Source organism: Pseudomonas sp. BN411 (genome assembly GCF_029871235.1).
Taxonomy (GTDB): domain Bacteria; phylum Pseudomonadota; class Gammaproteobacteria; order Pseudomonadales; family Pseudomonadaceae; genus Metapseudomonas.
Map to the genome: position 1 here is coordinate 356,928 of NZ_SSOM01000065.1, position 23,410 is coordinate 380,337.

Below are 23,410 nucleotides of genomic sequence, written 5' to 3' on the forward strand. Positions count from 1 at the left end.
CTTGGGTCAGAGCGGGAACACCAGTGGCACCAGGAACACGCTGACGATCATCACCAGGATGGTGAAGGGCACACCCACCTTCACGAAGTCCCCGAAGCGATATTGCCCAGGACCCAGCACCAGCGTGTTCACGGGGGATGAGATGGGCGTCATGAAAGCCGCCGAGGCTGCCAGGGCGACGATCATCGCGAAGGGGTAGGGCGACATCCCCAGCTGCTGGGCGGTCGCGATGGCCACCGGGGCCATGAGCACGGCGGTGGCCGTATTGGAGATGAACAGGCCGATCAACGCGGTGACGATGAACAGGCAGGCGAGCATGGCGTAGGGACCGGCATTGCCCAGCAACGCCACCAGACCCTTCACCGCCAGGTCGATGCCGCCGGTCTGATGCAGGGCCTGGGCGAAGGGCAGCATGCCGACGATCAGGATCAGGGTCGGCCAGTGAATGGCGCGGTAGGCGCTGTCCAGATCGATGCAGCGGAACGCCCCCATGAGCAGGCAACCGATCAGGGCGGCCATCACGTTGGGCACCAGGCCGCTGACCATCAGGAAGATCATCACTGCCAGACTGAGCAGCGCGTAGGGCGCCTTGCGTGCGGTGGGGGCCACCTCGTCCACTTCGGCGGGCAGGCTCAGCACGAGGAAGTCGCGGCTCTGGCCCTGCAACTGGTGGATGGCCTTCCATTCGCCGGCCACCAGCAGCATGTCGGAGGCTTTCAGTTTTTCGTCCACCAGCACGCCGTCCAGCGCCTCTCCATGGCGGCGCAGGCCGACCACATTGAGTTTGTGGCGGGAGCGGAAACCCAGCTCCTGGATGGTCTTGCCCGGCAGCTTCGACTCCGGCGGCAGCGCCACTTCGGCCAACCCCAGCGAGTGGGCATGCAGGCTGTAGTAGGAGGAGGGCAGCGGCAGTGGTTCCAGGCCCAGTTCCTGGTAGGCGCCGAGCAGACCGATGGTGGGGCTGGCGAGGTCTACCAGGAGTACGTCGCCGGGTTCCAGCAGGGTATCGCCGGTAGCCATCAGCAGGAGGGTGCGAAAACGGCGCTGGCGCTCGACGGCAATCACGTTGATGCCGTACTGCTTGCGCAGTTCCAGTTCGTTGAGGGCCTGGCGCGCCAGAGGCGAGTCGGCACGCACCTTGAGGCGCCGTTCCCGTTCGTTGAGCGAGTAGGCCGTGGCCAGGTCGGACAGGGTCAGGCGCGGCACGGAGGCGGCTTCGTCACTGCCCCGGGGCGTGAGCCAGTGCCGGGTCAGCAGCATGTAGACGACGCCCAGCGCCAATACCGCAAGCCCCACCGGCGTCAGGCTGAAGAAGCCGAAGCCGTCGAGGCCGGCGCGGCGCAGTTCGCTGTGCACCACAAGGTTGGGCGCGGTGGCGACCAGGGTGAGCATGCCGCTGATCAGGCCGGCAAAGGCGAGCGGCATCATCAGCCGCGCAGGGGCGATCTTCAGCCGTGCGGCGACGCCGAGGGCGACGGGAATGAAGATGGCGACCACGCCGGTGGAACTCATCACCGAGCCGAGGCCGGCGGCTGCCAGCATCAACAGCACCAGCAGGCGTGTTTCACTGCTGCCGGCGCGTGCCACCAGCCAGTCGCCGAGGCGATAGGCGATGCCGGTGCGGACGAGGCCGTCACCGATGACGAAGAGGGCGGCGATCAGTACCACGCTGGGGTCACTGAAGCCGGCCAGGGTATGACTGATATCGAGAATGCCGGTCAGCGGCAGGGCGACGATGACCAGCAGGGCGACCACGTCCATGCGTGGCTTGTTGATTACGAACAGGGTGATGGCGGCGAACAGCAGGGCCAGCACCAAGAGCAATTCGTGGTTCAAGCAGTACTCCCGGAGGTTCCTTGGCGGGGAGCGGCAGTCTGTCAGGGGTAGTTCAGAACGGCCTTGATCTGTTGCAGGTTAGCGGCGATCCAGTGCTTGTCGATGGCACCCCAGTCACGGATCACGTAGTGCCCGGCGTTATTGCGCTCGCCGGACTGCTGCTCGAAATGGCAGTCGATATCCAGCTCGCCCAGGGCCAGCAGGGTGTCCTGTGCGGTGCGCCGGGGCATTCCGGTGGCATCCATGATGGCCGGCACGCTGACAGCGGTACCGCTGTCGATCAGCCAGGCGACGTAGAGGCGTCGGTAGAAGCTGGTCTTGGTCTTGCTGGTTTCCATGGACTGTCCTTCAGCGGATAGAACGAGGCCCGCAATTGCGGGCCTTGTCGTGTGTTACAGGCTGGCGATTCGCGAGCGCTGTTCGGTCAGGTTGGCCAGTGCCTGTTCGGCTTCGGCCAGCTTGGCGCGCTCCTTGTCGATCACCTCGGCCGGCGCCTTGGCAACGAAACCTTCGTTGCCCAGCTTGCCGCCAACACGTTTCACTTCGCCGTCCAGACGTTGGATTTCCTTGTCCAGGCGGGCCAGTTCCGCGTCCTTGTCGATCAGGCCGGCCATGGGCACCAGCACCTGCATGTCACCCATCAGGGCGGTGGCGGACATCGGCGCTTCTTCGCCAGCAGCCAGGACGCGAATGGTCTCCAGCTTGGCCAGTTTCTTCAACAGCGGCTCGTTGTCGGCCAGCCGGCGACGGTCTTCGTCGTTGGCGTTGGCGAGGATGATGTCGATGCGCTTGGCCATGGAGATGTTCATCTCGCCACGGATCTGCCGCACGCCGAGCATCAGTGCCTTGACCCACTCGATGTCGCCTTCGGCGGCAGCGTCGATGCGCTCTTCCACGGCAACCGGCCACGGCTGCAGCATCAGGGTGTCGCCGCTCTTGCCGGCCTGGCCCTTGATGCGCTGCCAGATCTCTTCGGTGATGAAGGGCATGAACGGGTGCGCCAGGCGCAGGGCCACTTCCAGTACGCGGATCAGGGTACGGCGAGTGCCGCGCTGACGCTCGATGGGGGCGTTCTCGTCCCACAGCACCGGCTTGACCAGTTCCAGGTACCAGGCGCAGTACTGGTCCCAGACGAACTCGTAGAGGGTCTGGGCGGCCAGGTCGAAGCGGAAGCCGTCCAGATGGCGGGTGACTTCGGCTTCGGTGCGCTGCAGCGCGGAGATGATCCAGCGGTCGACCGAGGACAGTTCGACCGGTTCGTCGTTGACGCCGGTGTCCTGGCCATCGGTGTTCTCGATGACGAAGTTGGCGGCGTTCCACAGCTTGTTGCAGAAGTTGCGGTAGCCCTCGACGCGGCCCATGTCGAACTTCACGTCACGGCCGGTGGAAGCCAGCGAGAGGAAGGTGAAGCGCAAGGCGTCGGTGCCGTAGCTGTTGATGCCTTCGGGGAACTCGGCCTTGGTCTGCTTGGCGATCTTCTCGGCGAGCTTGGGCTGCATCATGCCGCTGGTGCGTTTTTCCAGCAGGGTGTCCAGGTCGATGCCGTCGACGATGTCCAGCGGGTCCAGGACGTTGCCCTTGGACTTGGACATCTTGTGGCCCTGGGAATCGCGCACCAGACCGTGGACGTAGACGGTCTTGAAAGGAACCTGCGGGGTGCCGTCCTCGTTCTTCACCAGGTGCATGGTCAGCATGATCATGCGGGCGACCCAGAAGAAGATGATGTCGAAACCGGTGACCAGCACGTCGGTGGGGTGGAAGGTCTTGAGGAACTCGGTCTGTTCCGGCCAGCCCAGGGTGGAGAAGGTCCACAGGCCCGAGCTGAACCAGGTGTCCAGCACGTCTTCGTCCTGGCGCAGGGCGATGTCGCCCAGGTTGTGCTTGGCGCGCACTTCGGCTTCGTCGCGGCCGACGTAGACATTGCCGGCTTCGTCGTACCAGGCCGGAATGCGATGGCCCCACCAGAGCTGGCGGCTGATGCACCAGTCCTGGATGTCACGCATCCAGGAGAAGTACATGTTCTCGTACTGTTTGGGCACGAACTGGATGCGGCCGTCTTCCACGGCGGCGATGGCAGGTTCGGCCAGCGGCTTGGTGGAGACGTACCACTGATCGGTCAGCCACGGCTCGATGACTGTGCCGGAGCGGTCGCCCTTGGGCACTTTCAGCGCGTGGTCTTCGATCTTCTCGAGCAGGCCGAGTTGTTCGAAGGCGGCGACGATCTGTTTGCGCGCTTCGAAGCGGTCCAGGCCGGCGTATTGCGCGGGCAGGCTGCCGTCGAGCTGGTCGTTGACGCTGCCGTCGAGGTTGAACACCTGGGCGGTGGCGAGCACGGCGGCGTTCTTGTCGAAGATGTTGATCAGCGGCAGGTCGTGGCGTTTGCCGACTTCATAGTCGTTGAAGTCGTGGGCCGGGGTGATCTTCACGCAGCCGGTGCCGAACTCGGGGTCGCAGTATTCGTCCGCGATGATCGGGATGCGGCGGCCCACCAGGGGCAACTCGACGAAGGTGCCGATCAGGTTCTTGTAGCGCTCGTCCTCCGGGTGCACGGCAACGGCGCTGTCGCCCAGCATGGTTTCCGGACGGGTGGTGGCGACGATCAGGTAATCCTTGCCGTCGGCTGTCTTGTGGCCGTCGGCCAGCGGGTAGCGCAGGTTCCACAGGCTGCCTTTCTCGTCGTGGTTTTCCACTTCGAGGTCGGAGATGGCGGTGTGGAACTTGGTGTCCCAGTTGACCAGGCGCTTGCCGCGGTAGATCAGGCCATCTTCATGCAGGCGTACGAAGGCTTCCTTCACCGCGTCGGACAGGCCGTCGTCCATGGTGAAGCGTTCGCGCGTCCAGTCCACGGAGGAACCGAGGCGGCGAATCTGGCGGGTGATGGTGCCGCCGGACTGTTCCTTCCATTCCCAGACTTTCTCGAGGAATTTTTCGCGGCCGAGGTCATGGCGGCTGACGCCCTGGGCGGACAGCTGGCGCTCCACCACCATCTGGGTGGCGATGCCGGCGTGGTCGGTGCCCGGCTGCCACAGGGTGTTGCGACCCTGCATGCGGCGGAAGCGGATCAGGGCATCCATGATGGCGTTGTTGAAGCCATGACCCATGTGCAGGCTGCCGGTCACGTTCGGCGGCGGGATCATGATGGTGTAGGGCTCGCCGGAACCTTGCGGGGCGAAGTAGTTGTTCTTCTCCCAGGTCTGGTACCAGGAAGTTTCGATGGCGTGGGGCTGGTAGGTCTTGTCCATGGTTCGGCGGGGACCCTAGAGGCGTCTGAACGGGAAAACGGGAGAGTATAACGGCAACGGCCCCTCGAAAGAATTGGCGCGCGTTGCCGGTGCCGCCCGGTGGTTACCGGGCCCGCCGGATCACTGCCGGCGTGGCGGCAGCAGGCGGGTCAGGCGGGCTTCGAGGCGGCGTTTGAGTTCGGCTTCGATCTGCGGCACGAAATCGTCGATCACATCCTGCAGGATCACCTGCGCGGCGGCGCGAAGTTCGCCGTCCAGGCGCGCCAGTTCCGGGTTGCCGGCCGGCGTCATGCGCTGGCGGATGGCATCCGCAATGGGCCGGGTGGGCGCGGGCACCGGCGCCGCCTCGACTGGCTGAGCCGGGGCGGGGGCCGGAGCAACCGGGGCCGCCTGGAACAGGGGCATCGGCTGGGCTGGCGGCACCATGACGGCCGGAGACACGGGCGCGGGCTCGACTATCTCGGACAGGAGTGGAATGCCGTCGGCATCCAGGGTCTCGGTGAGCAGGGGAGGCTCGGCGCCATTGGGCTCGTCGCCGAGCAAGGCTCGAATGGATTCGAGGTCGTCCAGCAAGTGTGCCGGCTTGGGGGGGAGCTTGGGGGTATCCATGGTACGGCTGCGGCTAGAGTTCGACTCGTTTCGGATCATAGCCCCGCTGCCGGTAGCTGCGGAAATTCTCCCGGCAGGCGGCAAGCAGGGCGGGTTCCTGGTTGACGATCTCGATGACTCGGCTGAAACGGTCGACGTGGGGGGAAATGGTCGAGGCGAGGTTGATCAGCAGACCCTGCGGGGTGGCCGGCGCTTCGTCCAGGGCCAGCACTACCGGGGCGTCGGCGTCGTCGTCGATGAGGCTGTGGGGAATGAAGCTTTCGGCCCGGAAGCGCCAGAGCAGTTCGTTCAGCTCATCGCGCTGGGCGGCATCGGTACAGCGCAACAGGACTGGCAGCCCATGCCGCCAGCCCTTCGCGGCCAACTGGCAGGCCGCGCGCAGGCGGTCCGCCGGGTTGGCCGACGAGAGTACGTAGAACTCTATCCTCACTTGATGCGGTCCAGCAGGTACTGGGTGAGCAGCGGCACCGGACGGCCTGTGGCGCCTTTATCCTTGCCGCCGCTGACCCAGGCGGTGCCGGCGATGTCCAGGTGCGCCCAGTGGAACTTCTTGGCGAAGCGCGACAGGAAGCAGCCGGCGGTGATGGTGCCAGCCTTCGGGCCGCCAATGTTGGCGATGTCGGCGAAGGGACTGTCCAGCTGCTCCTGGTACTCGTCGAACAGCGGCAACTGCCAGGCGCGGTCGTCGGCGTATTCACCGGCCTTGAGGATCTGCTTCACCAGCGCGTCATTGTTGCCCATCAGGCCCGAGGTATTGCTGCCCAGGGCGACGATGCACGCGCCGGTAAGGGTGGCGATGTCGATGACAGCCTGGGGCTTGAAGCGTTCGGCGTAGGTCAGGGTGTCGCACAGCACCAGGCGGCCTTCGGCGTCGGTGTTGAGGATCTCGACGGTCTGGCCGCTCATGGTGGTGACGATGTCGCCCGGGCGCGTGGCGCCGCCGCTGGGCATGTTCTCGGCGCAGGCCAGCAGGCCCACCAGGTTGATCGGCAGTTGCAGTTCCAGCACGGCACGGAAGGTGCCGAGCACGCTGGCGGCGCCGCACATGTCGTACTTCATCTCGTCCATGCCGGCAGCTGGCTTGATGCTGATGCCGCCGGTGTCGAAGGTGATGCCCTTGCCGACCAGCGCGAAGGGTTTGTCGTCCTTCTTGCCGCCCTGGTAGTTGAGCACGATCATCCGCGGCGGCTGCTCGCTGCCCTGGGCCACGGCGAGGAAGGCGCCGGCACCCAGTTCCTTGAGTTTCTTCTCGTCCAGCACCTCGACCTTGAGGTTCTTGTGCGCCTTGGCCATGGCCTTGGCTTCTTCGGCGATGAAGCTCGGGTGGCAGAGGTTCGGCGGCAGGTTGCCGAGGTCGCGGGTAAAGGCCATGCCGTTGGCGATGGCCTGGGCGTGCAGGCTGCCGCGCTCGACGTCGGCCTGGTCGGCCTTTTCCACCAGCAGGGTGACTTTCTTCAGAGCCTTGGGATCGGCCTTCTGGCTCTTGAAGCGGTCGAAGACGTAGGCGCCGTCGGCCAGGGTTTCCACCATCAGGCGGGCCTTGCCATAAGCGTCGCGGCCTTTCACGGCGAGCTCGGACAGGGCCAGGATGGCGTCGCTGCCGCCGAGGCCTTTCAGCACGCCGTTCACGGCGGCGATCATTTTGCGGAATTGGCGGTCAGAGAGCTCGCGCTCCTTGCCGCTGCCCACCAGTAGCACGCGTTCGGCCTTGAGGTTGGGGAGGCTGTGCAGGAGCAGGGTCTGGCCCACTTTGCCGGCCAGGTCGCCGCGCTTGAGCAGGGTGGTAATGGCACCGCCAGCTGCAGCGTCTACGGCCTGGGCGGTCGCGCCGAGCTTGCGTCCTTCGCCAACGGCGACGACCAGCGTGGCGGTTTTCAGGGTTTCCAGACGGGCGCTTTTGACAAGGAATTCCATGACATGTGTCCCCAAGACAAAGAGCCGGGATTGCAGGATAATGCCGGCTATTTTTTCAGTGGCCCGTCAGAACGGCGGGCTGGCCATAAAGCGGCTAGTTTGAGCGTAGCCGCCTGAGCCTGACAACCCTGGAGTGTCTGGTTTGATTGTCTTCCGTTATCTCTCCCGCGAGGTTCTGGTTACCCTGAGCGCGGTCAGTGCCGTGCTGCTGGTGATCATCATGAGCGGCCGTTTCATCAAGTATCTGGCGCAGGCCGCACAGGGAGCCCTGGACCCCGGCGTGCTGTTCCTGATCATGGGATTCCGGATTCCCGGCTTCCTCCAGCTGATCCTTCCCCTCGGGTTGTTCCTTGGTTTCCTGCTGGCCTATGGCCGGCTCTACCTCGAAAGCGAAATGACCGTTCTGAGCGCAACTGGCATGAGCCAGCAGCGCCTGATGGCCTACAGCCTGGCGCCGGCCCTGCTGGTCGCGCTGCTCGTGGCCTGGCTGAGCCTCGGTCTGGCGCCCCAGGGCGTATCCCAGGTGGCGCGCATCCTCAATGAGCAGGACGCCCTGACCGAGCTGGATACTCTGGTTCCCGGACGCTTCCAGGCCCTCAAGGGTGGTGGCCGGGTGACCTACACCGAAACCCTGTCCTCCGACCGTGGCGAGCTGGGCAGTGTGTTCATCTCGGAGAAGCGCATTTCGCGGCAGGACGGCAAGGACCGTGGCATTGGCGTGCTGGTGGCGGAGAAGGGCCACCAGGAGATCCAGCCTGACGGCAGCCGCTATCTGATCCTCAAGAACGGCTACCGCTACGACGGCAATCCCGGCAAGGCGGACTACCGCATCATCCAGTACGAAACCTACGGTGTGTTGCTGCCCAAGCCGGAAATCAGCTCCGAGATCGGCGAGCGCGAGGCGGTGCCCACCTCCGAGTTGATCGGCAGCAAAGACCCGCGCTACCAGTCCGAATTGCAGTGGCGCCTCTCCATTCCGTTGCTGGTGTTCGTCGTCACCCTGCTCGCGGTGCCGCTGTCCAGGGTCAATCCGCGCCAGGGCCGCTTCCTCAAGTTGCTGCCGGCGATCTTGCTTTATATGGCGTATCTGGCCCTGTTGATCGCCGCGCGTGGCCAACTGGACAAGGGGCGTATCCCCATGTCGGTTGGCCTGTGGTGGGTGCACGGCCTGTTCTTCTCCGTCGGCCTGTTGTTGTTGTACTGGGAGCCTCTGCGCCTGAAGTGGGCGGCTCGTCGTGATGCCCGTGAGGTGGCCCATGGTTAGGTTGGATCGTTACATCGGCACCAGCGTGTTCTTCGGCATCCTCGCGGTGCTTGGGATCATCGTCAGCCTCGCTGCGCTGTTCGCCTTCATCGACGAACTGGGCGATGTGGGCGGCGACTACGACGTGCTGGCTGCCGCCTGGTACGTCTTCCTCACCCTGCCGCGCCGTGTCTACGACATGCTGCCCATGGCGGCGCTGATCGGCAGCCTGATCGGTCTCGGTACCCTCGCCAGCAGCAGCGAGCTGACGGTGATGCGTGCTGCCGGCGTATCCGTCGGCCGCATCGTCTGGGCGGTGATGAAGCCCATGCTGGTGCTGATGGTGGTGGGCGTGCTGATTGGCGAGTACGCCGCACCCTGGAGCGAAAACCTGGCCCAGGCCAATCGCTCCCTGGCCCAGGGCAGCGGGGATGCGCAGAGCTCCAAGCGCGGCCTCTGGCATCGTCAGGGTGAAGAGTTCGTCCACATCAACGCCGTGCAACCCAACGGCGTGCTCTATGGCGTGACTCGCTACCACTTTGATGGTGAGCGTCACATGCAGTCGGCCAGTTTCGCCAAGCGCGCGCTGTATCAGGGCGACTACTGGCAGCTGGAGGATGTGACCACGACCCATTTCCGTGGTGATCACACCGAAGTGGTCAATAGCGTTACCGAGCGCTGGGATGTCGAGCTCAAGCCGGAGCTGCTCGGAACCGTGGTCATGGAGCCCGAGGCGCTGTCGATTTCCGGCCTCTGGCGTTACACCCACTATCTGGCGGAGCAGGGGCTGAACAATGGCCGTTACTGGCTGGCGTTCTGGACCAAGGTTCTGCAGCCCCTGGTCACTGCCGCCCTGGTGCTGATGGCGATCTCGTTCATCTTCGGTCCGCTGCGCTCAGTGACCCTCGGTCAGCGGGTGTTCACTGGCGTGGTGATCGGCTTCGTCGTGCGCATCAGTCAGGACTTGCTCGGGCCGTCGAGCCTGGTGTTCGGCTTCTCGCCGCTGTTCGCGGTGCTGGTGCCGGCGGGCGTCTGCGCCCTGGCTGGTATCTGGTTGCTGAGACGCGCGGGCTGATCCCTGAACGACGCAAGAAAAAGCCGGCTTTCGCCGGCTTTTTTGTGGGTCATTTCTTGTGTGCGTCCTTGGGAATGCGGACGACCTGGGTTTCGGAATAGATGTCATGCCAGGTGCGCTTCTGTTTGTCCCAAAGGCTCCAGAAGAAGCCAAGGCCCAGCGCCAGCCAGGAGCCGATGGCAATCACGAAACGCAGCAGCGCTTGCCACAGGCTGATGGCCGAGCCGTCCTTGTTCTGTACGCGGATGCCCCAGACCTGCATGCCGAGGGTTTGCCCGTTGTGGGTCCAGAACTTGGCGAAGAAGCCAAACAGTGCGAAGACCAGCAGCGTGGAGAGCAGCGGATCGCCCGAGAGGGCGCCCTGGTCGGCCAGCTGGCGCAGACGCTCGCCGCCGTAGATAAGGCGCAGCACTACCTGTTGGTAGATCAGGGTAACCACCATCAGCAGGGCGACGCAGAGAAGGAAGTCGTAGAAGATCGCGGCGAAGCGGCGAACCAGCCCGGCGGTGGGGAATTCGCCCTGGGGGCGCAGCTCATGTTTCGGCATTGCGGGCTCTTGGCGTGTGGAAGGCGCGCCATTCTAACAGTCGAACGGGAAGGGAGCTGTTAATGAGCATTACGCGCTTCGTTCCCTGAGCGCGTTAGGCGCAGGAGAACTTCAATGAAGTATCGCGTGCGAATCCGGTAGTTGCCTTTGTGCAGGGGCTTTCGTCGATCTGCGGGCATAAAAAAACCCCTGATGTTTCCATCAGGGGCTTTCGGCGACGCTCAGGTAATTAGTTAACTACCTGAACCTTGTCAGCCTGCATGCCTTTCTGGCCTTGTACGGCTTCGAAGGTAACCTTCTGGCCTTCTTTCAGGCTACGGAAGCCCGAGCCTTCAATAGCGCGGAAGTGAACGAACAGATCCGGGCCGCTTTCCGGGGTGATGAAACCAAAACCTTTCTCGTCGTTGAACCACTTGACGGTGCCGGTTTGACGATTCGACATATCTTTTTCCTTGAAACTGAAGTTGATGACAGCCTGCTGTTCACTGACGCGGCAGAAGGGCTGGAAACTGGTTGCAAAGAGGTAAGAGAAGTCGAGCGGGATGTAGCGGATCTGGTGATCTACCGCATCAGGTCACGATTCAACAGCGACCCATGCAAACACAGTTGGCCAACTCTACGTAGTTTTTGAGGAATTGCCAATCCCCGTTAGGCCAATCTTTACAGGCGGTAGATTGCCTTGTGGGCGGGTAGGGAAATACGGGAGGAAGCCTTGTCAGGCTTGAAGATATCGTGGTGCCCCGGGAGAGACTCGAACTCTCACTCTGTCGCCAGAAACGGATTTTGAATCCGCCGCGTCTACCATTCCGCCACCGAGGCACGATGGCGGCGCAGTATAGGGAGGCGCTCTGGGCCGGTCAATCCGTCTTCGTGGTCAGGAACGGGCATTTCCTGTACTATCTGCGCCCCTGCGATACGACCCCCCACCATGCGCGTAGCCGACTTCCACTTCGAGCTTCCTGAAGCTCTTATCGCCCGTCATCCCCTGGCCGAGCGCCGTGCCAGCCGTCTTCTCGTGTTGGATGGCGTGACCGGTTCCCTGAGCCATCGCCATTTTGCCGACCTGCTGGAGTACCTGCGCCCCGGCGACCTGATGGTGTTCAACAACACCCGAGTGATTCCCGCGCGCCTGTTTGGCCAGAAGGCCTCAGGCGGCAAGCTGGAAATACTCGTCGAACGAGTGCTGGACAGTCATCGCGTACTGGCGCACGTGCGCTCCAGCAAGTCGCCCAAGCCGGGCTCGACCCTGCTGATAGACGGCGGCGGCGAAGCCGAAATGCTCGCCCGGCATGACGCCCTGTTCGAACTGAAGTTCGCCGAGGAAGTGCTGCCGCTGCTCGAGCGCGTCGGACATATGCCATTGCCTCCCTACATAGACCGGCCCGACGAAGACGCCGACCGCGAGCGTTATCAGACCGTCTATGCCCGCCACGCGGGGGCCGTTGCAGCACCCACCGCCGGGCTGCACTTCGATCAGGCCCTGCTGGATGCTGTCGCTGCCAAGGGTGTGGAGAGTGCTTTCGTCACCCTGCATGTCGGCGCCGGCACGTTCCAGCCGGTGCGGGTAGAGCGCATCGAGGATCACCACATGCACCACGAATGGCTCGAGGTGGGCCAGGACGTGGTGGATGCCGTGGCCGCCTGCCGTGCTCGTGGCGGTCGAGTCATCGCCGTCGGCACCACCAGTGTGCGTTCCCTGGAAAGCGCAGCGCGGGATGGCCAGCTCAAGGCCTTCAGCGGCGACACCGACATTTTCCTGTACCCGGGCCGGCCCTTCCATGTGGTCGATGCCCTGGTCACCAACTTTCACCTGCCCGAGTCCACGTTGCTGATGCTGGTGTCGGCTTTCGCCGGCTATCCGGAGACCATGGCTGCATACGCCGCCGCAGTGGAGCAGGGCTACCGATTCTTCAGTTACGGTGATGCCATGTTCATCACCCGCAATCCCGCCCCGCGCGGACCCGAGGACCAAGCATGACGCGCACCTGCCGGATGAACTTCGAGTTGCTGGCCACCGACGGCAAGGCCCGTCGCGGCCGGCTGACCTTCCCCCGGGGTGTGGTCGAAACGCCCGCCTTCATGCCTGTAGGAACCTACGGCACCGTGAAGGGAATGCTGCCGCGCGATATCGAAGGCATTGGCGCGCAGATCATCCTCGGCAACACCTTCCATCTCTGGCTGCGGCCGGGCATGGAGGTGATCAAGCGCCATGGCGACCTGCATGACTTCATGCAGTGGCAGGGTCCGATTCTCACCGACTCTGGTGGCTTCCAGGTGTTCAGCCTGGGCGCCATGCGCAAGATCAAGGAAGAGGGCGTGACCTTCGCCTCTCCGGTGGACGGCGCCAAGGTGTTCATGGGGCCCGAAGAGTCCATGCAGGTTCAGCGCGACCTGGGTTCCGACATCGTGATGATCTTCGACGAGTGCACGCCCTATCCGGCGGACTTCGATGTCGCCAAGCGCTCCATGGAACTGTCCCTGCGTTGGGCCAAGCGTTCCAAGGTGGCCCACGGTGAAAGCACCGCCGCGCTCTTTGGCATCGTCCAGGGCGGCATGCACGAGGAGCTGCGCATGCGCTCCCTGGAAGGTCTCAGCGAGATCGGCTTCGACGGTCTGGCCATCGGTGGTCTCTCCGTGGGCGAGCCGAAGGAAGAGATGATTCGCGTGCTGGACTACCTGCCCGGCCAGATGCCAGCGGACAAGCCGCGCTACCTGATGGGTGTCGGCAAGCCGGAAGACCTGGTGGAAGGCGTGCGTCGCGGTGTGGATATGTTCGACTGCGTGATGCCGACCCGTAACGCGCGAAATGGCCACCTGTTCATCGACACCGGCGTGCTGAAAATCCGCAATTCGGTGCATAAGCATGACGAGTCCACGCTGGACCCGACCTGCGACTGTTACACCTGCAAACACTTCTCACGCGCCTATCTGCACCATCTGGACAAATGCGGCGAAATGCTCGGCAGCATGTTGAATACAATCCACAACTTGCGGCATTACCAGCGCCTGATGGCTGGTTTGCGCGAGGCAATTCAACAGGGTAAATTGGCCGCCTTTGTCGATGCCTTCTATGCCAAGCGCGGACTACCGACTCCGCCCCTGGACTGATAAAGCCGCATTTTTCCAGAGTCGATTTTTCATATTTCCGCAACAGGAGTGCTAAATGAGCTTTCTGATTCCCGCCGCCTACGCCGACGCTGCTGCGCCGGCTGCTGCCGGCCCTGCCGGTACCGGCTTCGAGTGGGTTTTCCTGATCGGTTTCCTGGTCATCTTCTATCTGATGATCTGGCGTCCCCAGGCCAAGCGCGCCAAGGAGCACAAGAACCTCCTCGGCAACCTGCAGAAAGGTGACGAAGTGGTCACCTCCGGCGGCATCGCCGGCAAGGTCACCAAGGTCGCCGATGACTTCGTGGTCGTCGAAGTGTCCGACAACGTAGAGCTGAAGTTCCAGAAGGCGGCAATCGCGGCGACCCTGCCGAAGGGCACCCTGAAAGCCATCTAAGGATCCATGGATCAACACCGACGGGGCGCCAACAGGCGCCCCGCGTCATAACGGGCGGAGTCATGCTCAACAAGTACCCACTGTGGAAATATCTGCTGATCCTGGCGGTGCTGGCGATCGGCCTGGTCTATTCCGCACCCAATCTCTATCCGGACGATCCGGCGATCCAGATCAGCGGCACCAGTACCGCGCTGAAGATCCAGCAATCAGACCTGGACAAGGCCAACGAAGCGCTGAAGCAGGCCGGCATCGAACTGAAATCCGCCAGCATCGGCCAAACCGGTGGCCTGCTCCGTCTGACCAAGCTGGGTGACCAACTGCCGGCCAAGGATGTGGTGCGCAAGGCCCTTGGTGACGACTACGTGGTCGCACTCAACCTGGCCCCGACCACTCCGGACTGGCTGCGCAAGCTCGGCGCCGCGCCGATGAAGCTGGGTCTCGACCTCTCCGGTGGTGTGCACTTCCTGCTGGAAGTGGACATGGAGAAGGCTGTCGATGCGCGCCTGAAGATCTACGAAGGCGAAGTTCGTACGGTGCTGCGCAAGGAGCGTGTCCGCTACCGCAGCCTTCCGGCCCAGGAAAACGGCTTCCAGCTCGGCTTCACCGACCAGGAATCCCTGGACAAGGCTCAGTCGCTGATCCGCAAGAGCTTCAACGACTTCGATATCACCACCTCCGTGCGTGGTGATCAGCAGATCCTGCAGCTGGCCCTGACCCAGGCCAAGCTGGCGGAGATCCGCGAATACTCCATCAAGCAGAACCTCACCACCGTTCGTAACCGCGTGAACGAACTGGGTGTGGCCGAGCCGATCGTGCAGCGCCAGGGCGCCAACCGCATCGTGGTCGAGCTGCCGGGCGTGCAGGACACCGCCGAAGCCAAGCGTATCCTCGGCAAGACCGCCAACCTGGAGTTCCGTCTGGCTGCCGAGGCTACCGCCAGCAAGGCATCGACCGAATCCTTCGAATTCCGTGAGCCGGGCCGTCCGGCCGTGCCGCTGGAGCGCAGCCTGATCATCACCGGTGACCAGGTGACCGACGCCCAGGCCAGCTACGACGAAAACGGTCGCCCGCAAGTGAACATCCGCCTCGATGGCCACGGCGGCGAGCTGATGAGCCGTGCCACCCGCAACAACGTGGGTCGCAGCATGGCGGTGATCTTCATCGAGCAGCGCCCGATTACCCGCTACGTGACTCAGGACGTCGACGGCGTCCAGAAGGAAGTGGCGGTGCAGAGCTTCAAGGAAGAGAAGAAGATCATCAGCCTGGCGACCATCCAGTCGCCGCTGGGCAGCCAGTTCCGCATCACCGGCCTGAACGGCCAGGGTGAGTCCTCGGAACTCGCCCTGCTGCTGCGCGCTGGTGGCCTGGCTGCACCGATGTACTTCGCCGAAGAACGCACCATCGGTCCGAGCCTGGGCGCCGAGAACATCATCAAGGGCATCGAATCCACTGAGTGGGCGATGGTCTTCGTGTCGCTGTTCATCATGGCCATCTACCGCTTCTTCGGCTTCCTGGCCACCATCGCCCTGGCGTTCAACCTGGTGCTTCTGGTCGGCCTGATGTCGGTGATCGGTGCCACTCTGACCCTCCCGGGTATCGCCGGTATCGTGCTGACCCTGGGCATGGCGGTGGACGCCAACGTGCTCATCTACTCGCGGATTCGTGAGGAGTTGGCCAATGGTCTGTCGGTTCAGCGTGCGATCCACGAAGGCTTCGACCGCGCCTACACCGCGATCGTCGACAGTAACCTCACCACCCTGCTGGTGGGCGGCATCCTGTTCGCCCTCGGCACCGGTCCGATCAAGGGCTTTGCCGTGACCATGTCGCTCGGGATCATCACCTCGATGTTCACCGCCATCATGTTCACCCGCGGCATGGTCAACCTGATCTTCGGTGGCCGCAACTTCAAGAAACTGTGGATTTGAGGCCTGTCATGATCAAGTCAACCATCCGTTTCATGGCGATACGCAACGTTGCGTTCGCCATTACTGTGATCATCAGCCTGATCGGTATCGGCAGCCTGTTCGCCAAGGGTCTGAACTTCGGCCTGGACTTCACTGGCGGTACCCTGATCGAGCTGTCCTACGAGAAACCGGCGAACCTCGAATTGATCAAGCAGGAGCTGGGTCAGGTGGGCTACCCGGATGCCGTGGTGCAGAGCTTCGGCGCTTCCACCGATGTGCTGGTGCGTCTGGCTGGCGAAGACCCGCAACTGGGCAACAAGGTCGCCGAAGCCCTGCGCAAGGTCGACGCCGAGAGCAAGTTCGAACTCAAGCGCGTCGAGTTCGTTGGCCCGCAGGTGGGCGAGGAGCTGCGTGACCAGGGTGGCCTGGCCATGCTGCTCGCACTGGGCGGCATCCTGTTGTACCTGGCCTTCCGCTTCCAGTGGAAGTTCGGCATTGGTGCCGTGGCCTCGCTGGTCCACGACGTGGTTGTGACCCTGGGCATCCTGGCGTTCTTCCAGATTCCCTTCGACCTCACCGTGCTGGCCGCGGTCCTGGCGATGATTGGCTACTCGCTGAACGACACCATCATCATCTTCGACCGTATCCGCGAGAACTTCCGCGTGCTGCGTCGTGCAGACCTGATCGAGAACATCGACGTGTCCTGCACCCAGACCCTGCTGCGGACCATCGCGACTTCGATGTCGACCGCTCTGGCGCTGTTCGCCCTGCTGATCTTCGGCGGCGACAGTCTGCATGGCTTCGCTCTGTCGCTGTTGGTCGGTGTGGTGGTGGGTACCTACTCCTCCATCTATATCAGTGCCCCGGTGCTGATCTGGCTGAAGCTGACCTCCGAAGACCTGATTCCGCCGGCGAATACCGCCGAGGTGGATGACCGTCCCTGAGGTGCTTGAGCGCCATGTACAAGGCCCGGCAATGCCGGGCCTTGTCGTTTCTGGTGCATGAGACTGACGTCCCATTTGTCGGAATATTCCCACAGGTTTGGGAACTCGGGATTTTTTCGCCTATCCAAGGCAGGGAGTAGGGCATGCAAGCCTGCGATGGAAGATTCAGGAGGTTCAAGTGAACAAGTCGATGCTCGTCGGTGCTGTTTTAGGTGCGGTTGGTGTGACTGCCGGCGGCGCCGTGGCCACCTACAGTCTGGTAGGTAATAACGGCCCGGAGTATGCGGAAGTGCTCGCTGTCCAACCGATCAATGAAACCGTGAAGACCCCGCGCGAGGTCTGCAATGACGTGGCGGTGACCCGCCAGCGTCCGGTCAAGGATCAGCATCAGATCGCCGGTACCGTGCTGGGTGCGGTGGCGGGTGGTCTGCTGGGTAACCAGGTTGGTGGTGGTAACGGCAAGAAGATCGCCACTGTCGCAGGTGCGGTAGGTGGCGGTTATGCCGGTAACAAGGTGCAGGAACACATGCAGGAGAGCGACACCTACACCACTACGGAAACCCGTTGCAAGACGGTTACCGATACCAGCGAGAAGCTGGTGGGCTATGACGTGAAGTACCAGCTCGACGGCAAGGTCGGTCAGGTGCGCATGGATCATGATCCGGGCCGGCAGATCCCGCTCGGCAAGGACGGTCAGCTGATCCTTGGTCAGCAGGGCGCTGTCCAGCCTCAAGGTGGTGTTGCGGGCGTGCAGGAATAAGCAGCGTCCAGAATGCAAAAAACCCGGCCAAGGCCGGGTTTTTTGTGGTCGCGAGAGGCGCGATCAGCGCTTCAGCGACGGCGGCAGGTGCGGTTGGATGGCAGTCAGCACGGCCTTGAAGCACTTGGTGTTGCCCGCTACCACGTGACCCTTTTCAAGGAAGTCGTGACCGCCGGTGAAGTCGCTTACCAGGCCGCCTGCTTCTTGCACCAGCAGGGCGCCAGCCGCCATGTCCCACTCGGACAGGCCAAACTCCCAGAAGGCGTCGAAACGGCCGGCCGCGACATAGGCCAGGTCCAGGCTGGCGGAGCCGGCGCGGCGGATGCCGGCGGTCTGGCCGACCAGGCTGCGGAACATGCCCAGGTAGCTGTCGAGGTTGTCGAGCTGGTTGTCACGGAAGGGGAAGCCGGTGCCGAGCAGGGCGCCTTCCAGGCTCTTGCGCGGGCTGACGCGCAGGCGGCGACCGTTGAGGGCGGCGCCACGGCCGCGGCTGGCGGTGAACTCTTCCTGGCGAACCGGATCCAGAACTACGGCGTGTTCCAGGCGACCCTTGTATTTGCAGGCGATGCTGACGGCGAAGTGCGGAACGCCACGGATGAAGTTGGTGGTGCCATCCAGCGGATCGATGATCCACAGGTAGTCGGCGCCTTCTCCCTTGCCTTCCAGCAGGCCGCCTTCCTCGCCGAGGATGCCGTGGTTCGGGTAGGCCTTGCGCAGGGCCTGCACGATGGACAGCTCAGCGGCGCGATCGACCTCGGTGACGTAGTCCTTGGCGTCCTTCTCGTTGACGGAGATAACGTCCAGGCGCTCGATAGAGCGGAAAATCAGTTCACCGGCGCTGCGAGCGGCGCGCAGGGCGATATTCAGCATAGGCTGCATGGGGAGTTCACCTGGGTCGTTAAAGAAGAAAGCCGCACATGGTATCAGAAAAAGCTCGAAGCAGGCAGGGGAGGCTGCGTGATTCGTGGCGTTGCGTCGGGGCGTCCGGTAATATTCCGCTCCCTTAGAGCTTCCGCTGAGAGACTAGAGCGTTGCTGCAGAACATTCGCGTGGTACTGGTCAATACCAGTCATCCCGGCAATATAGGTGGTGCCGCTCGCGCCATGAAGAACATGGGCCTGTCGAAGCTGGTGCTGGTAGATCCCGTGGATTTTCCCAGTCCCGAAGCGCGCGCCCGTGCTTCCGGCGCCGACGACATTCTTGACGCTGCCCAGGTGGTCGCCACCTTGGAAGAGGCATTGGTGGGGTGCAGCCTGGTGGTTGGCACCAGTGCTCGTGATCGCCGAATTCCCTGGCCCCTGCTCGATCCGCGCGAGTGCGGCAGGACCTCGGTAGAGCGGGCTCAGGCTGGGGGTGAGGTCGCCCTGGTGTTCGGTCGCGAATATGCCGGCCTGACCAATGAAGAACTGCAGCGCTGCCAGTACCACGTGCATATTCCCTCCAATCCGGATTTCTCCTCGCTGAACCTGGCTGCAGCGGTCCAGGTGCTGGTCTACGAAGCGCGCATGGCCTGGCTGGAAGTGGAGGGGCTGCCGAGCAAGGTGGAGAAGGTGGAAACCACCGCCATGCTCAACGCCCAGCCGGTGACCGTCGATGAGCTGGAGCGTTACTACGAACACCTGGAGAGTACTCTGGTGGAGATCGGCTTCCTCGATCCGGAGAAGCCTCGGCACCTGATGTCCCGGCTGCGTCGACTCTATGGGCGAGCCAATATCAGCAAGCTGGAAATGAATATCCTGCGCGGCATTCTCACCGAGACACAGAAGGCCGTGCGGGGCGAAGCAAGCAAGCGGAGTGACAAGTGATGTTCGACAGCATTCGAGAAGACATTCAGAGCGTATTCCACCGTGATCCGGCTGCGCGCAATGCCTTCGAGGTGCTCACGTGTTACCCGGGCCTGCATGCCATCTGGTTGCATCGCGTGGCTCATGCCCTCTGGACTGCAGGCTGGAAGTGGCTGGCGCGGCTGGTTTCCAACTTCAGTCGTTGGCTGACCGGCATCGAGATCCATCCGGGAGCGAAGATCGGTCGCCGCTTCTTCATCGACCACGGCATGGGCATCGTCATCGGCGAAACAGCCGAGATCGGCAATGACGTCACTCTCTATCAGGGCGTGACCCTCGGCGGCACGAGTTGGAACCAGGGCAAGCGCCATCCGACGCTGGAGGATGGCGTGGTGGTAGGGGCGGGGGCCAAGGTGCTCGGTCCCTTCACCGTTGGCACCGGCGCCAAGATCGGCTCCAACGCCGTGGTGACCAAGGAGGTGCCGGCAGGCGCTACTGCGGTGGGTATTCCCGGTCGAGTCATCGTCAAGGCCGATCCTGAGCAGGAAGCCAAGCGCCAGGCCATTGCCGAGCGTTTCGGCTTCGATGCCTACGGTCTGGGCCAGGACATGCCGGACCCGGTGGCGCGTGCGATCGGCCAGTTGCTGGACCATGTACAGGCCGTGGACGAACGCCTCGACGGCATGTGCAAGGCGCTCACCGCGCTGGGCAGTGATTACTGCGCCAAGGCCCTCCCGGAGCTGCGCGACGAGGACTTCGCGGGGGTAAAGGACGACGAGCGCAAGCCGGTCGCCTGAGGCCTACTTATTCGACCTTGGTCCAGTGCGCTGAGGTCGGATTATTAGGATGCTAACGGGATGTGCCTCTGCTATCATGCACGCCCCTGCAAGATGTAATCCCGACTGTTTTAATCAGGCTTATAGTTGACTTAAATAGTCGGGAATCGCATACTCGCTGCATTCCAGCGATCCCGTGGTACCCACCATGCGACTGACCACCAAAGGCCGATACGCCGTCACCGCCATGCTCGACTTGGCGCTACATGCGCAGCACGGGCCGGTGTCTCTGGCAGATATTTCCGAGCGGCAGGGTATTTCCCTGTCCTACCTCGAACAGCTTTTCGCCAAACTCCGCCGTGGCAACCTGGTCAGCAGTGTGCGCGGCCCGGGTGGTGGCTACCAGCTTTCCCGTGACATGCATGGCATTCACGTCGCCCAGGTAATCGATGCGGTCAACGAGTCGGTGGATGCCACTCGTTGCCAGGGCCTGGGCGATTGCCATTCCGGTGACACCTGTCTCACTCACCACCTGTGGTGCGATCTGAGTCTGCAGATCCACGAATTCCTCAGCGGCATCAGCTTGGCCGATCTGGTCAACCGTCGCGAGGTCCAGGAGGTCGCTCAGCGGCAGGATCAACGCCGCTGTGGAAGCAATGGCAGGATGCCGCACCTCGATAAGATTGAAGCGTCTGCCATCGATTGAGCAGGGCGCCGGCCTGTGATTGGCCTCGATACCTGATAGGAGAGCCCCGATGAAATTGCCGATCTACCTCGACTATTCCGCCACTACGCCGGTGGACCCGCGCGTCGCTCAGAAGATGAGCGAGTGCCTGCTGGTGGACGGCAACTTCGGCAACCCGGCCTCGCGCTCCCACGTGTTCGGCTGGAAAGCTGAAGAGGCAGTGGAGAATGCCCGTCGTCAGGTGGCAGAGCTGGTCAATGCCGACCCGCGCGAAATCGTCTGGACTTCCGGCGCTACCGAATCCGACAACTTGGCCATCAAGGGTGTCGCGCATTTCTACAGCGGCAAGGGCAAGCACATCATCACCTCGAAGATCGAGCACAAGGCGGTTCTGGATACCACCCGCCAGTTGGAGCGCGAAGGCTTCGAAGTGACCTACCTGGAGCCGGGCGAAGACGGCCTGATCACTCCGGCCATGGTCGAGGCTGCCCTGCGTGACGACACCATCCTGGTTTCGGTCATGCACGTGAACAACGAGATCGGCACCGTCAACGATATCGCCGGCATCGGTGAACTGACCCGTGCCCGCGGCATCCTGTTCCACGTCGATGCAGCCCAGTCCACCGGTAAGGTGGAAATCGACCTGGAGAAGCTGAAGGTCGACCTGATGTCCTTCTCCGCCCACAAGACCTACGGTCCGAAAGGCATCGGCGCCCTGTACGTTCGCCGTAAGCCCCGCGTACGCCTGGAAGCCCAGACGCACGGCGGCGGCCACGAGCGCGGCATGCGCTCCGGCACCCTGGCGACCCACCAGATCGTCGGCATGGGCGAAGCCTTCCACATCGCCAAGCAGGAAATGGCCAGCGAGCGCGTGCGCATCAAGGCCCTGGCCGATCGCTTCTGGGCTCAGATCGATGGCATGGAAGAGCTCTATCTGAACGGTAGCGCCACCTCGCGCGTGCCGCACAACATGAACGTCAGCTTCAACTACGTCGAAGGCGAGTCGCTGATCATGGCGCTCAAGGACCTCGCGGTCTCCTCCGGTTCCGCCTGCACCTCGGCCTCTCTGGAGCCGTCTTACGTGCTGCGCGCCCTGGGCCGCAACGACGAGCTGGCGCACAGCTCCATCCGCTTCACTTTCGGCCGTTTCACCACCGAGGAAGAAGTGGACTACGCCGCTGCCAAGGTGCGCGAAGCGGTCAGCAAGCTCCGTGAACTGTCCCCGCTGTGGGATATGTATAAAGAGGGCGTCGACCTTTCCCAGGTCGAATGGCAGGCGCACTGACGCCACCCTGATGAGTGAGGAATAGTTACCATGGCTTACAGCGACAAGGTCATCGACCACTACGAAAACCCGCGTAACGTGGGCAAGCTCGACGCCCAGGACCCGAATGTGGGTACTGGCATGGTCGGCGCCCCGGCCTGCGGCGACGTGATGCGCCTGCAGATCAAGGTCAACGAGCAAGGCGTGATCGAAGACGCCAAGTTCAAGACCTACGGCTGCGGTTCCGCCATTGCTTCCAGCTCCCTCGCCACCGAGTGGATGAAGGGCAAGACCCTGGATGAAGCGGCTGCCATCAAGAACACCACCATCGCCGAAGAACTGGCCCTGCCGCCGGTGAAGATCCACTGCTCGGTACTGGCTGAGGACGCCATCAAGGCGGCCGTCCATGACTACAAGCAGAAGAAGGGTCTGCTCTAAGCGCTCGAACGAGTAAGGAGTTGCAATGGCCATCAGCATGACTGAATCCGCCGCCCGCCACGTGCAGCGTTCCATCGACGGACGCGGCAAGGGTGAAGGTATCCGTCTGGGGGTGCGTACGACTGGCTGCTCCGGTCTCGCCTACGTGCTGGAGTTTGTCGATGAGGTGACCGGGGAAGACCTGGTCTTCGAGAGTCATGGCGTCAAGGTGATCATCGATCCCAAGAGCCTGACCTACCTCGATGGCACTGAGCTGGACTTCGTTCGCGAAGGGCTCAACGAAGGTTTCAAGTTCAATAACCCGAACGTGCGCGGCGAATGCGGCTGCGGCGAGAGCTTCAACGTCTGAGGCGTGTGTGGGAACTCCCTGTCATTTTGCGCTGTTTGACCTGAAGCCGGGTTATCGACTGGATCTCGACCAGCTTGCGACTCGTTATCGCGAGCTGGCGCGCACCGTCCATCCCGACCGATTCGCTGATGCTTCCGAGCGCGAGCAGCGCTTGGCGCTGGAGCGTGCTGCACAGCTCAACGACGCCTACCAGACACTAAAGAGTGCGCCGCGGAGAGCCTTGTACCTGCTGGCCCTGAAAGGGCGCGAGCTTCCGCTCGAAGTCACGGTGCAGGACCCGCAGTTCCTTCTGCAGCAGATGCAGTGGCGTGAAGAGCTGGAAGAGTTGCACGACAGCGCCGACCTGGAAGGTGTCGCTGCCTTCAAACGCCGGCTCAAGGCTGCGCAGGCCGAGCTCGATGTCGAGTTTGGCGAGTGCTGGGATGATACTGAGCGCCGCGAAGATGCCGAGCGTCTGGTGCGCCGCATGCAGTTCCTCGACAAGCTGAACCAAGAAGTGCGCCAACTGGAAGAGCGCCTCGACGATTAACCCGCGATG

At 62.9% G+C, this 23,410-nt stretch carries 24 protein-coding genes and 1 tRNA gene; 15 read left to right on the top strand and 10 right to left on the bottom strand.

Annotated features, from left to right (window positions below; translation table 11 throughout):
- Positions 1-6 precede the first annotated feature (6 nt).
- The 6 genes from E8F06_RS11870 to E8F06_RS11895 all read right to left on the bottom strand — a co-directional run bounded on the left by E8F06_RS11870 (position 7) and on the right by E8F06_RS11895 (position 7,601).
- A complete protein-coding gene (locus E8F06_RS11870) occupies positions 7-1,836 on the bottom strand; it encodes an SLC13 family permease (RefSeq protein WP_280367260.1) in 1,830 nt (609 codons plus the stop codon).
- A gap of 41 nt (positions 1,837-1,877) precedes the next feature.
- Positions 1,878-2,174, bottom strand: coding sequence for a winged helix-turn-helix domain-containing protein (locus E8F06_RS11875; protein ID WP_280367262.1), 297 nt, complete (start codon positions 2,172-2,174; stop codon positions 1,878-1,880).
- A gap of 54 nt (positions 2,175-2,228) precedes the next feature.
- Positions 2,229-5,078: a valine--tRNA ligase gene (locus E8F06_RS11880; RefSeq protein ID WP_280367265.1), complete on the bottom strand. Its 2,850-nt coding sequence runs from the start codon at positions 5,076-5,078 to the stop codon at positions 2,229-2,231.
- 120 nt (positions 5,079-5,198) lie between these two features.
- Positions 5,199-5,687, bottom strand: a complete 489-nt coding sequence (locus E8F06_RS11885) for a DNA polymerase III subunit chi (RefSeq protein ID WP_280367267.1) — start codon at positions 5,685-5,687, stop codon at positions 5,199-5,201.
- A gap of 13 nt (positions 5,688-5,700) precedes the next feature.
- Complete coding sequence (locus E8F06_RS11890; protein WP_280367269.1) at positions 5,701-6,117, bottom strand: DNA polymerase III subunit chi; 417 nt, start codon at positions 6,115-6,117, stop codon at positions 5,701-5,703.
- Positions 6,114-7,601 carry a leucyl aminopeptidase gene (locus E8F06_RS11895; RefSeq protein WP_280367271.1) on the bottom strand — a complete coding sequence of 496 codons (1,488 nt, stop codon included), beginning with the start codon at positions 7,599-7,601 and terminating at the stop codon, positions 6,114-6,116. Before E8F06_RS11895 ends, E8F06_RS11890 begins: the two co-directional genes overlap by 4 nt.
- A gap of 142 nt (positions 7,602-7,743) precedes the next feature.
- Here E8F06_RS11895 and lptF point away from each other — a divergent pair, with 142 nt between their 5' ends.
- Positions 7,744-8,865: an LPS export ABC transporter permease LptF gene (lptF, locus tag E8F06_RS11900; RefSeq protein WP_280367273.1), complete on the top strand. Its 1,122-nt coding sequence runs from the start codon at positions 7,744-7,746 to the stop codon at positions 8,863-8,865.
- The gene (gene lptG, locus E8F06_RS11905) at positions 8,858-9,919 is read left to right on the top strand and encodes an LPS export ABC transporter permease LptG (protein ID WP_280367275.1); all 1,062 of its coding nucleotides are present in this window, start codon (positions 8,858-8,860) and stop codon (positions 9,917-9,919) included. The genes lptF and lptG overlap by 8 nt, the downstream gene beginning before the upstream one ends.
- Positions 9,920-9,968: 49 nt before the next feature.
- On the opposite strand, the gene E8F06_RS11910 is transcribed toward lptG, so the two are convergent.
- The 3 genes from E8F06_RS11910 to E8F06_RS11920 all read right to left on the bottom strand — a co-directional run bounded on the left by E8F06_RS11910 (position 9,969) and on the right by E8F06_RS11920 (position 11,285).
- Complete coding sequence (locus tag E8F06_RS11910) at positions 9,969-10,466, bottom strand: RDD family protein (RefSeq protein WP_280367277.1); 498 nt, start codon at positions 10,464-10,466, stop codon at positions 9,969-9,971.
- 229 nt (positions 10,467-10,695) lie between these two features.
- Positions 10,696-10,908, bottom strand: a complete 213-nt coding sequence (locus E8F06_RS11915) for a cold-shock protein (protein ID WP_016491057.1) — start codon at positions 10,906-10,908, stop codon at positions 10,696-10,698.
- 291 nt (positions 10,909-11,199) lie between these two features.
- Positions 11,200-11,285, bottom strand: a tRNA-Leu gene (locus tag E8F06_RS11920).
- A 109-nt stretch (positions 11,286-11,394) separates the two neighbouring features.
- Between E8F06_RS11920 and queA the strand changes: the two genes are divergently transcribed.
- The 6 genes from queA (at position 11,395) to E8F06_RS11950 (ending at position 17,576) form a co-directional block, all read left to right on the top strand.
- The gene (gene queA / locus E8F06_RS11925) at positions 11,395-12,444 is read left to right on the top strand and encodes a tRNA preQ1(34) S-adenosylmethionine ribosyltransferase-isomerase QueA (RefSeq protein ID WP_280367279.1); all 1,050 of its coding nucleotides are present in this window, start codon (positions 11,395-11,397) and stop codon (positions 12,442-12,444) included.
- Between the two features lie 14 nt (positions 12,445-12,458).
- On the top strand, positions 12,459-13,574 hold the full coding sequence (tgt, locus tag E8F06_RS11930) for a tRNA guanosine(34) transglycosylase Tgt (protein ID WP_280367377.1): 1,116 nt from the start codon (positions 12,459-12,461) through the stop codon (positions 13,572-13,574).
- 55 nt (positions 13,575-13,629) lie between these two features.
- Positions 13,630-13,968: a preprotein translocase subunit YajC gene (gene yajC / locus E8F06_RS11935; RefSeq protein ID WP_280367281.1), complete on the top strand. Its 339-nt coding sequence runs from the start codon at positions 13,630-13,632 to the stop codon at positions 13,966-13,968.
- Positions 13,969-14,030: 62 nt separating this feature from the next.
- Positions 14,031-15,893 (top strand): protein translocase subunit SecD, encoded by a 1,863-nt coding sequence (gene secD, locus E8F06_RS11940; RefSeq protein ID WP_280367283.1) that lies wholly within the window; start codon positions 14,031-14,033, stop codon positions 15,891-15,893.
- An 8-nt stretch (positions 15,894-15,901) separates the two neighbouring features.
- A complete protein-coding gene (gene secF / locus E8F06_RS11945; RefSeq protein WP_280367285.1) occupies positions 15,902-16,816 on the top strand; it encodes a protein translocase subunit SecF in 915 nt (304 codons plus the stop codon).
- 178 nt (positions 16,817-16,994) lie between these two features.
- Positions 16,995-17,576, top strand: a complete 582-nt coding sequence (locus tag E8F06_RS11950) for a glycine zipper 2TM domain-containing protein (RefSeq protein ID WP_280367287.1) — start codon at positions 16,995-16,997, stop codon at positions 17,574-17,576.
- Between the two features lie 63 nt (positions 17,577-17,639).
- Here E8F06_RS11950 and suhB read toward each other — a convergent pair whose 3' ends face one another.
- On the bottom strand, positions 17,640-18,455 hold the full coding sequence (gene suhB / locus E8F06_RS11955; protein ID WP_151132039.1) for an inositol-phosphate phosphatase: 816 nt from the start codon (positions 18,453-18,455) through the stop codon (positions 17,640-17,642).
- A gap of 152 nt (positions 18,456-18,607) precedes the next feature.
- Between suhB and trmJ the strand changes: the two genes are divergently transcribed.
- From trmJ to hscB, 7 genes are all read left to right on the top strand, one after another.
- Positions 18,608-19,381: a tRNA (cytosine(32)/uridine(32)-2'-O)-methyltransferase TrmJ gene (trmJ, locus tag E8F06_RS11960; protein ID WP_280367289.1), complete on the top strand. Its 774-nt coding sequence runs from the start codon at positions 18,608-18,610 to the stop codon at positions 19,379-19,381.
- Complete coding sequence (cysE, locus tag E8F06_RS11965; RefSeq protein ID WP_280367290.1) at positions 19,381-20,157, top strand: serine O-acetyltransferase; 777 nt, start codon at positions 19,381-19,383, stop codon at positions 20,155-20,157. Before trmJ ends, cysE begins: the two co-directional genes overlap by 1 nt.
- A 187-nt stretch (positions 20,158-20,344) precedes the next feature.
- A complete protein-coding gene (iscR, locus tag E8F06_RS11970) occupies positions 20,345-20,842 on the top strand; it encodes a Fe-S cluster assembly transcriptional regulator IscR (RefSeq protein WP_016491067.1) in 498 nt (165 codons plus the stop codon).
- Between the two features lie 49 nt (positions 20,843-20,891).
- Positions 20,892-22,106, top strand: coding sequence for an IscS subfamily cysteine desulfurase (locus E8F06_RS11975; RefSeq protein WP_280367293.1), 1,215 nt, complete (start codon positions 20,892-20,894; stop codon positions 22,104-22,106).
- 30 nt (positions 22,107-22,136) lie between these two features.
- Positions 22,137-22,523, top strand: a complete 387-nt coding sequence (gene iscU / locus E8F06_RS11980; protein ID WP_151132043.1) for a Fe-S cluster assembly scaffold IscU — start codon at positions 22,137-22,139, stop codon at positions 22,521-22,523.
- Positions 22,524-22,548: 25 nt separating this feature from the next.
- Positions 22,549-22,872: an iron-sulfur cluster assembly protein IscA gene (gene iscA, locus E8F06_RS11985; RefSeq protein ID WP_280367296.1), complete on the top strand. Its 324-nt coding sequence runs from the start codon at positions 22,549-22,551 to the stop codon at positions 22,870-22,872.
- A 7-nt stretch (positions 22,873-22,879) separates the two neighbouring features.
- Complete coding sequence (gene hscB, locus E8F06_RS11990) at positions 22,880-23,401, top strand: co-chaperone HscB (RefSeq protein WP_280367298.1); 522 nt, start codon at positions 22,880-22,882, stop codon at positions 23,399-23,401.
- Positions 23,402-23,410 lie beyond the last annotated feature (9 nt).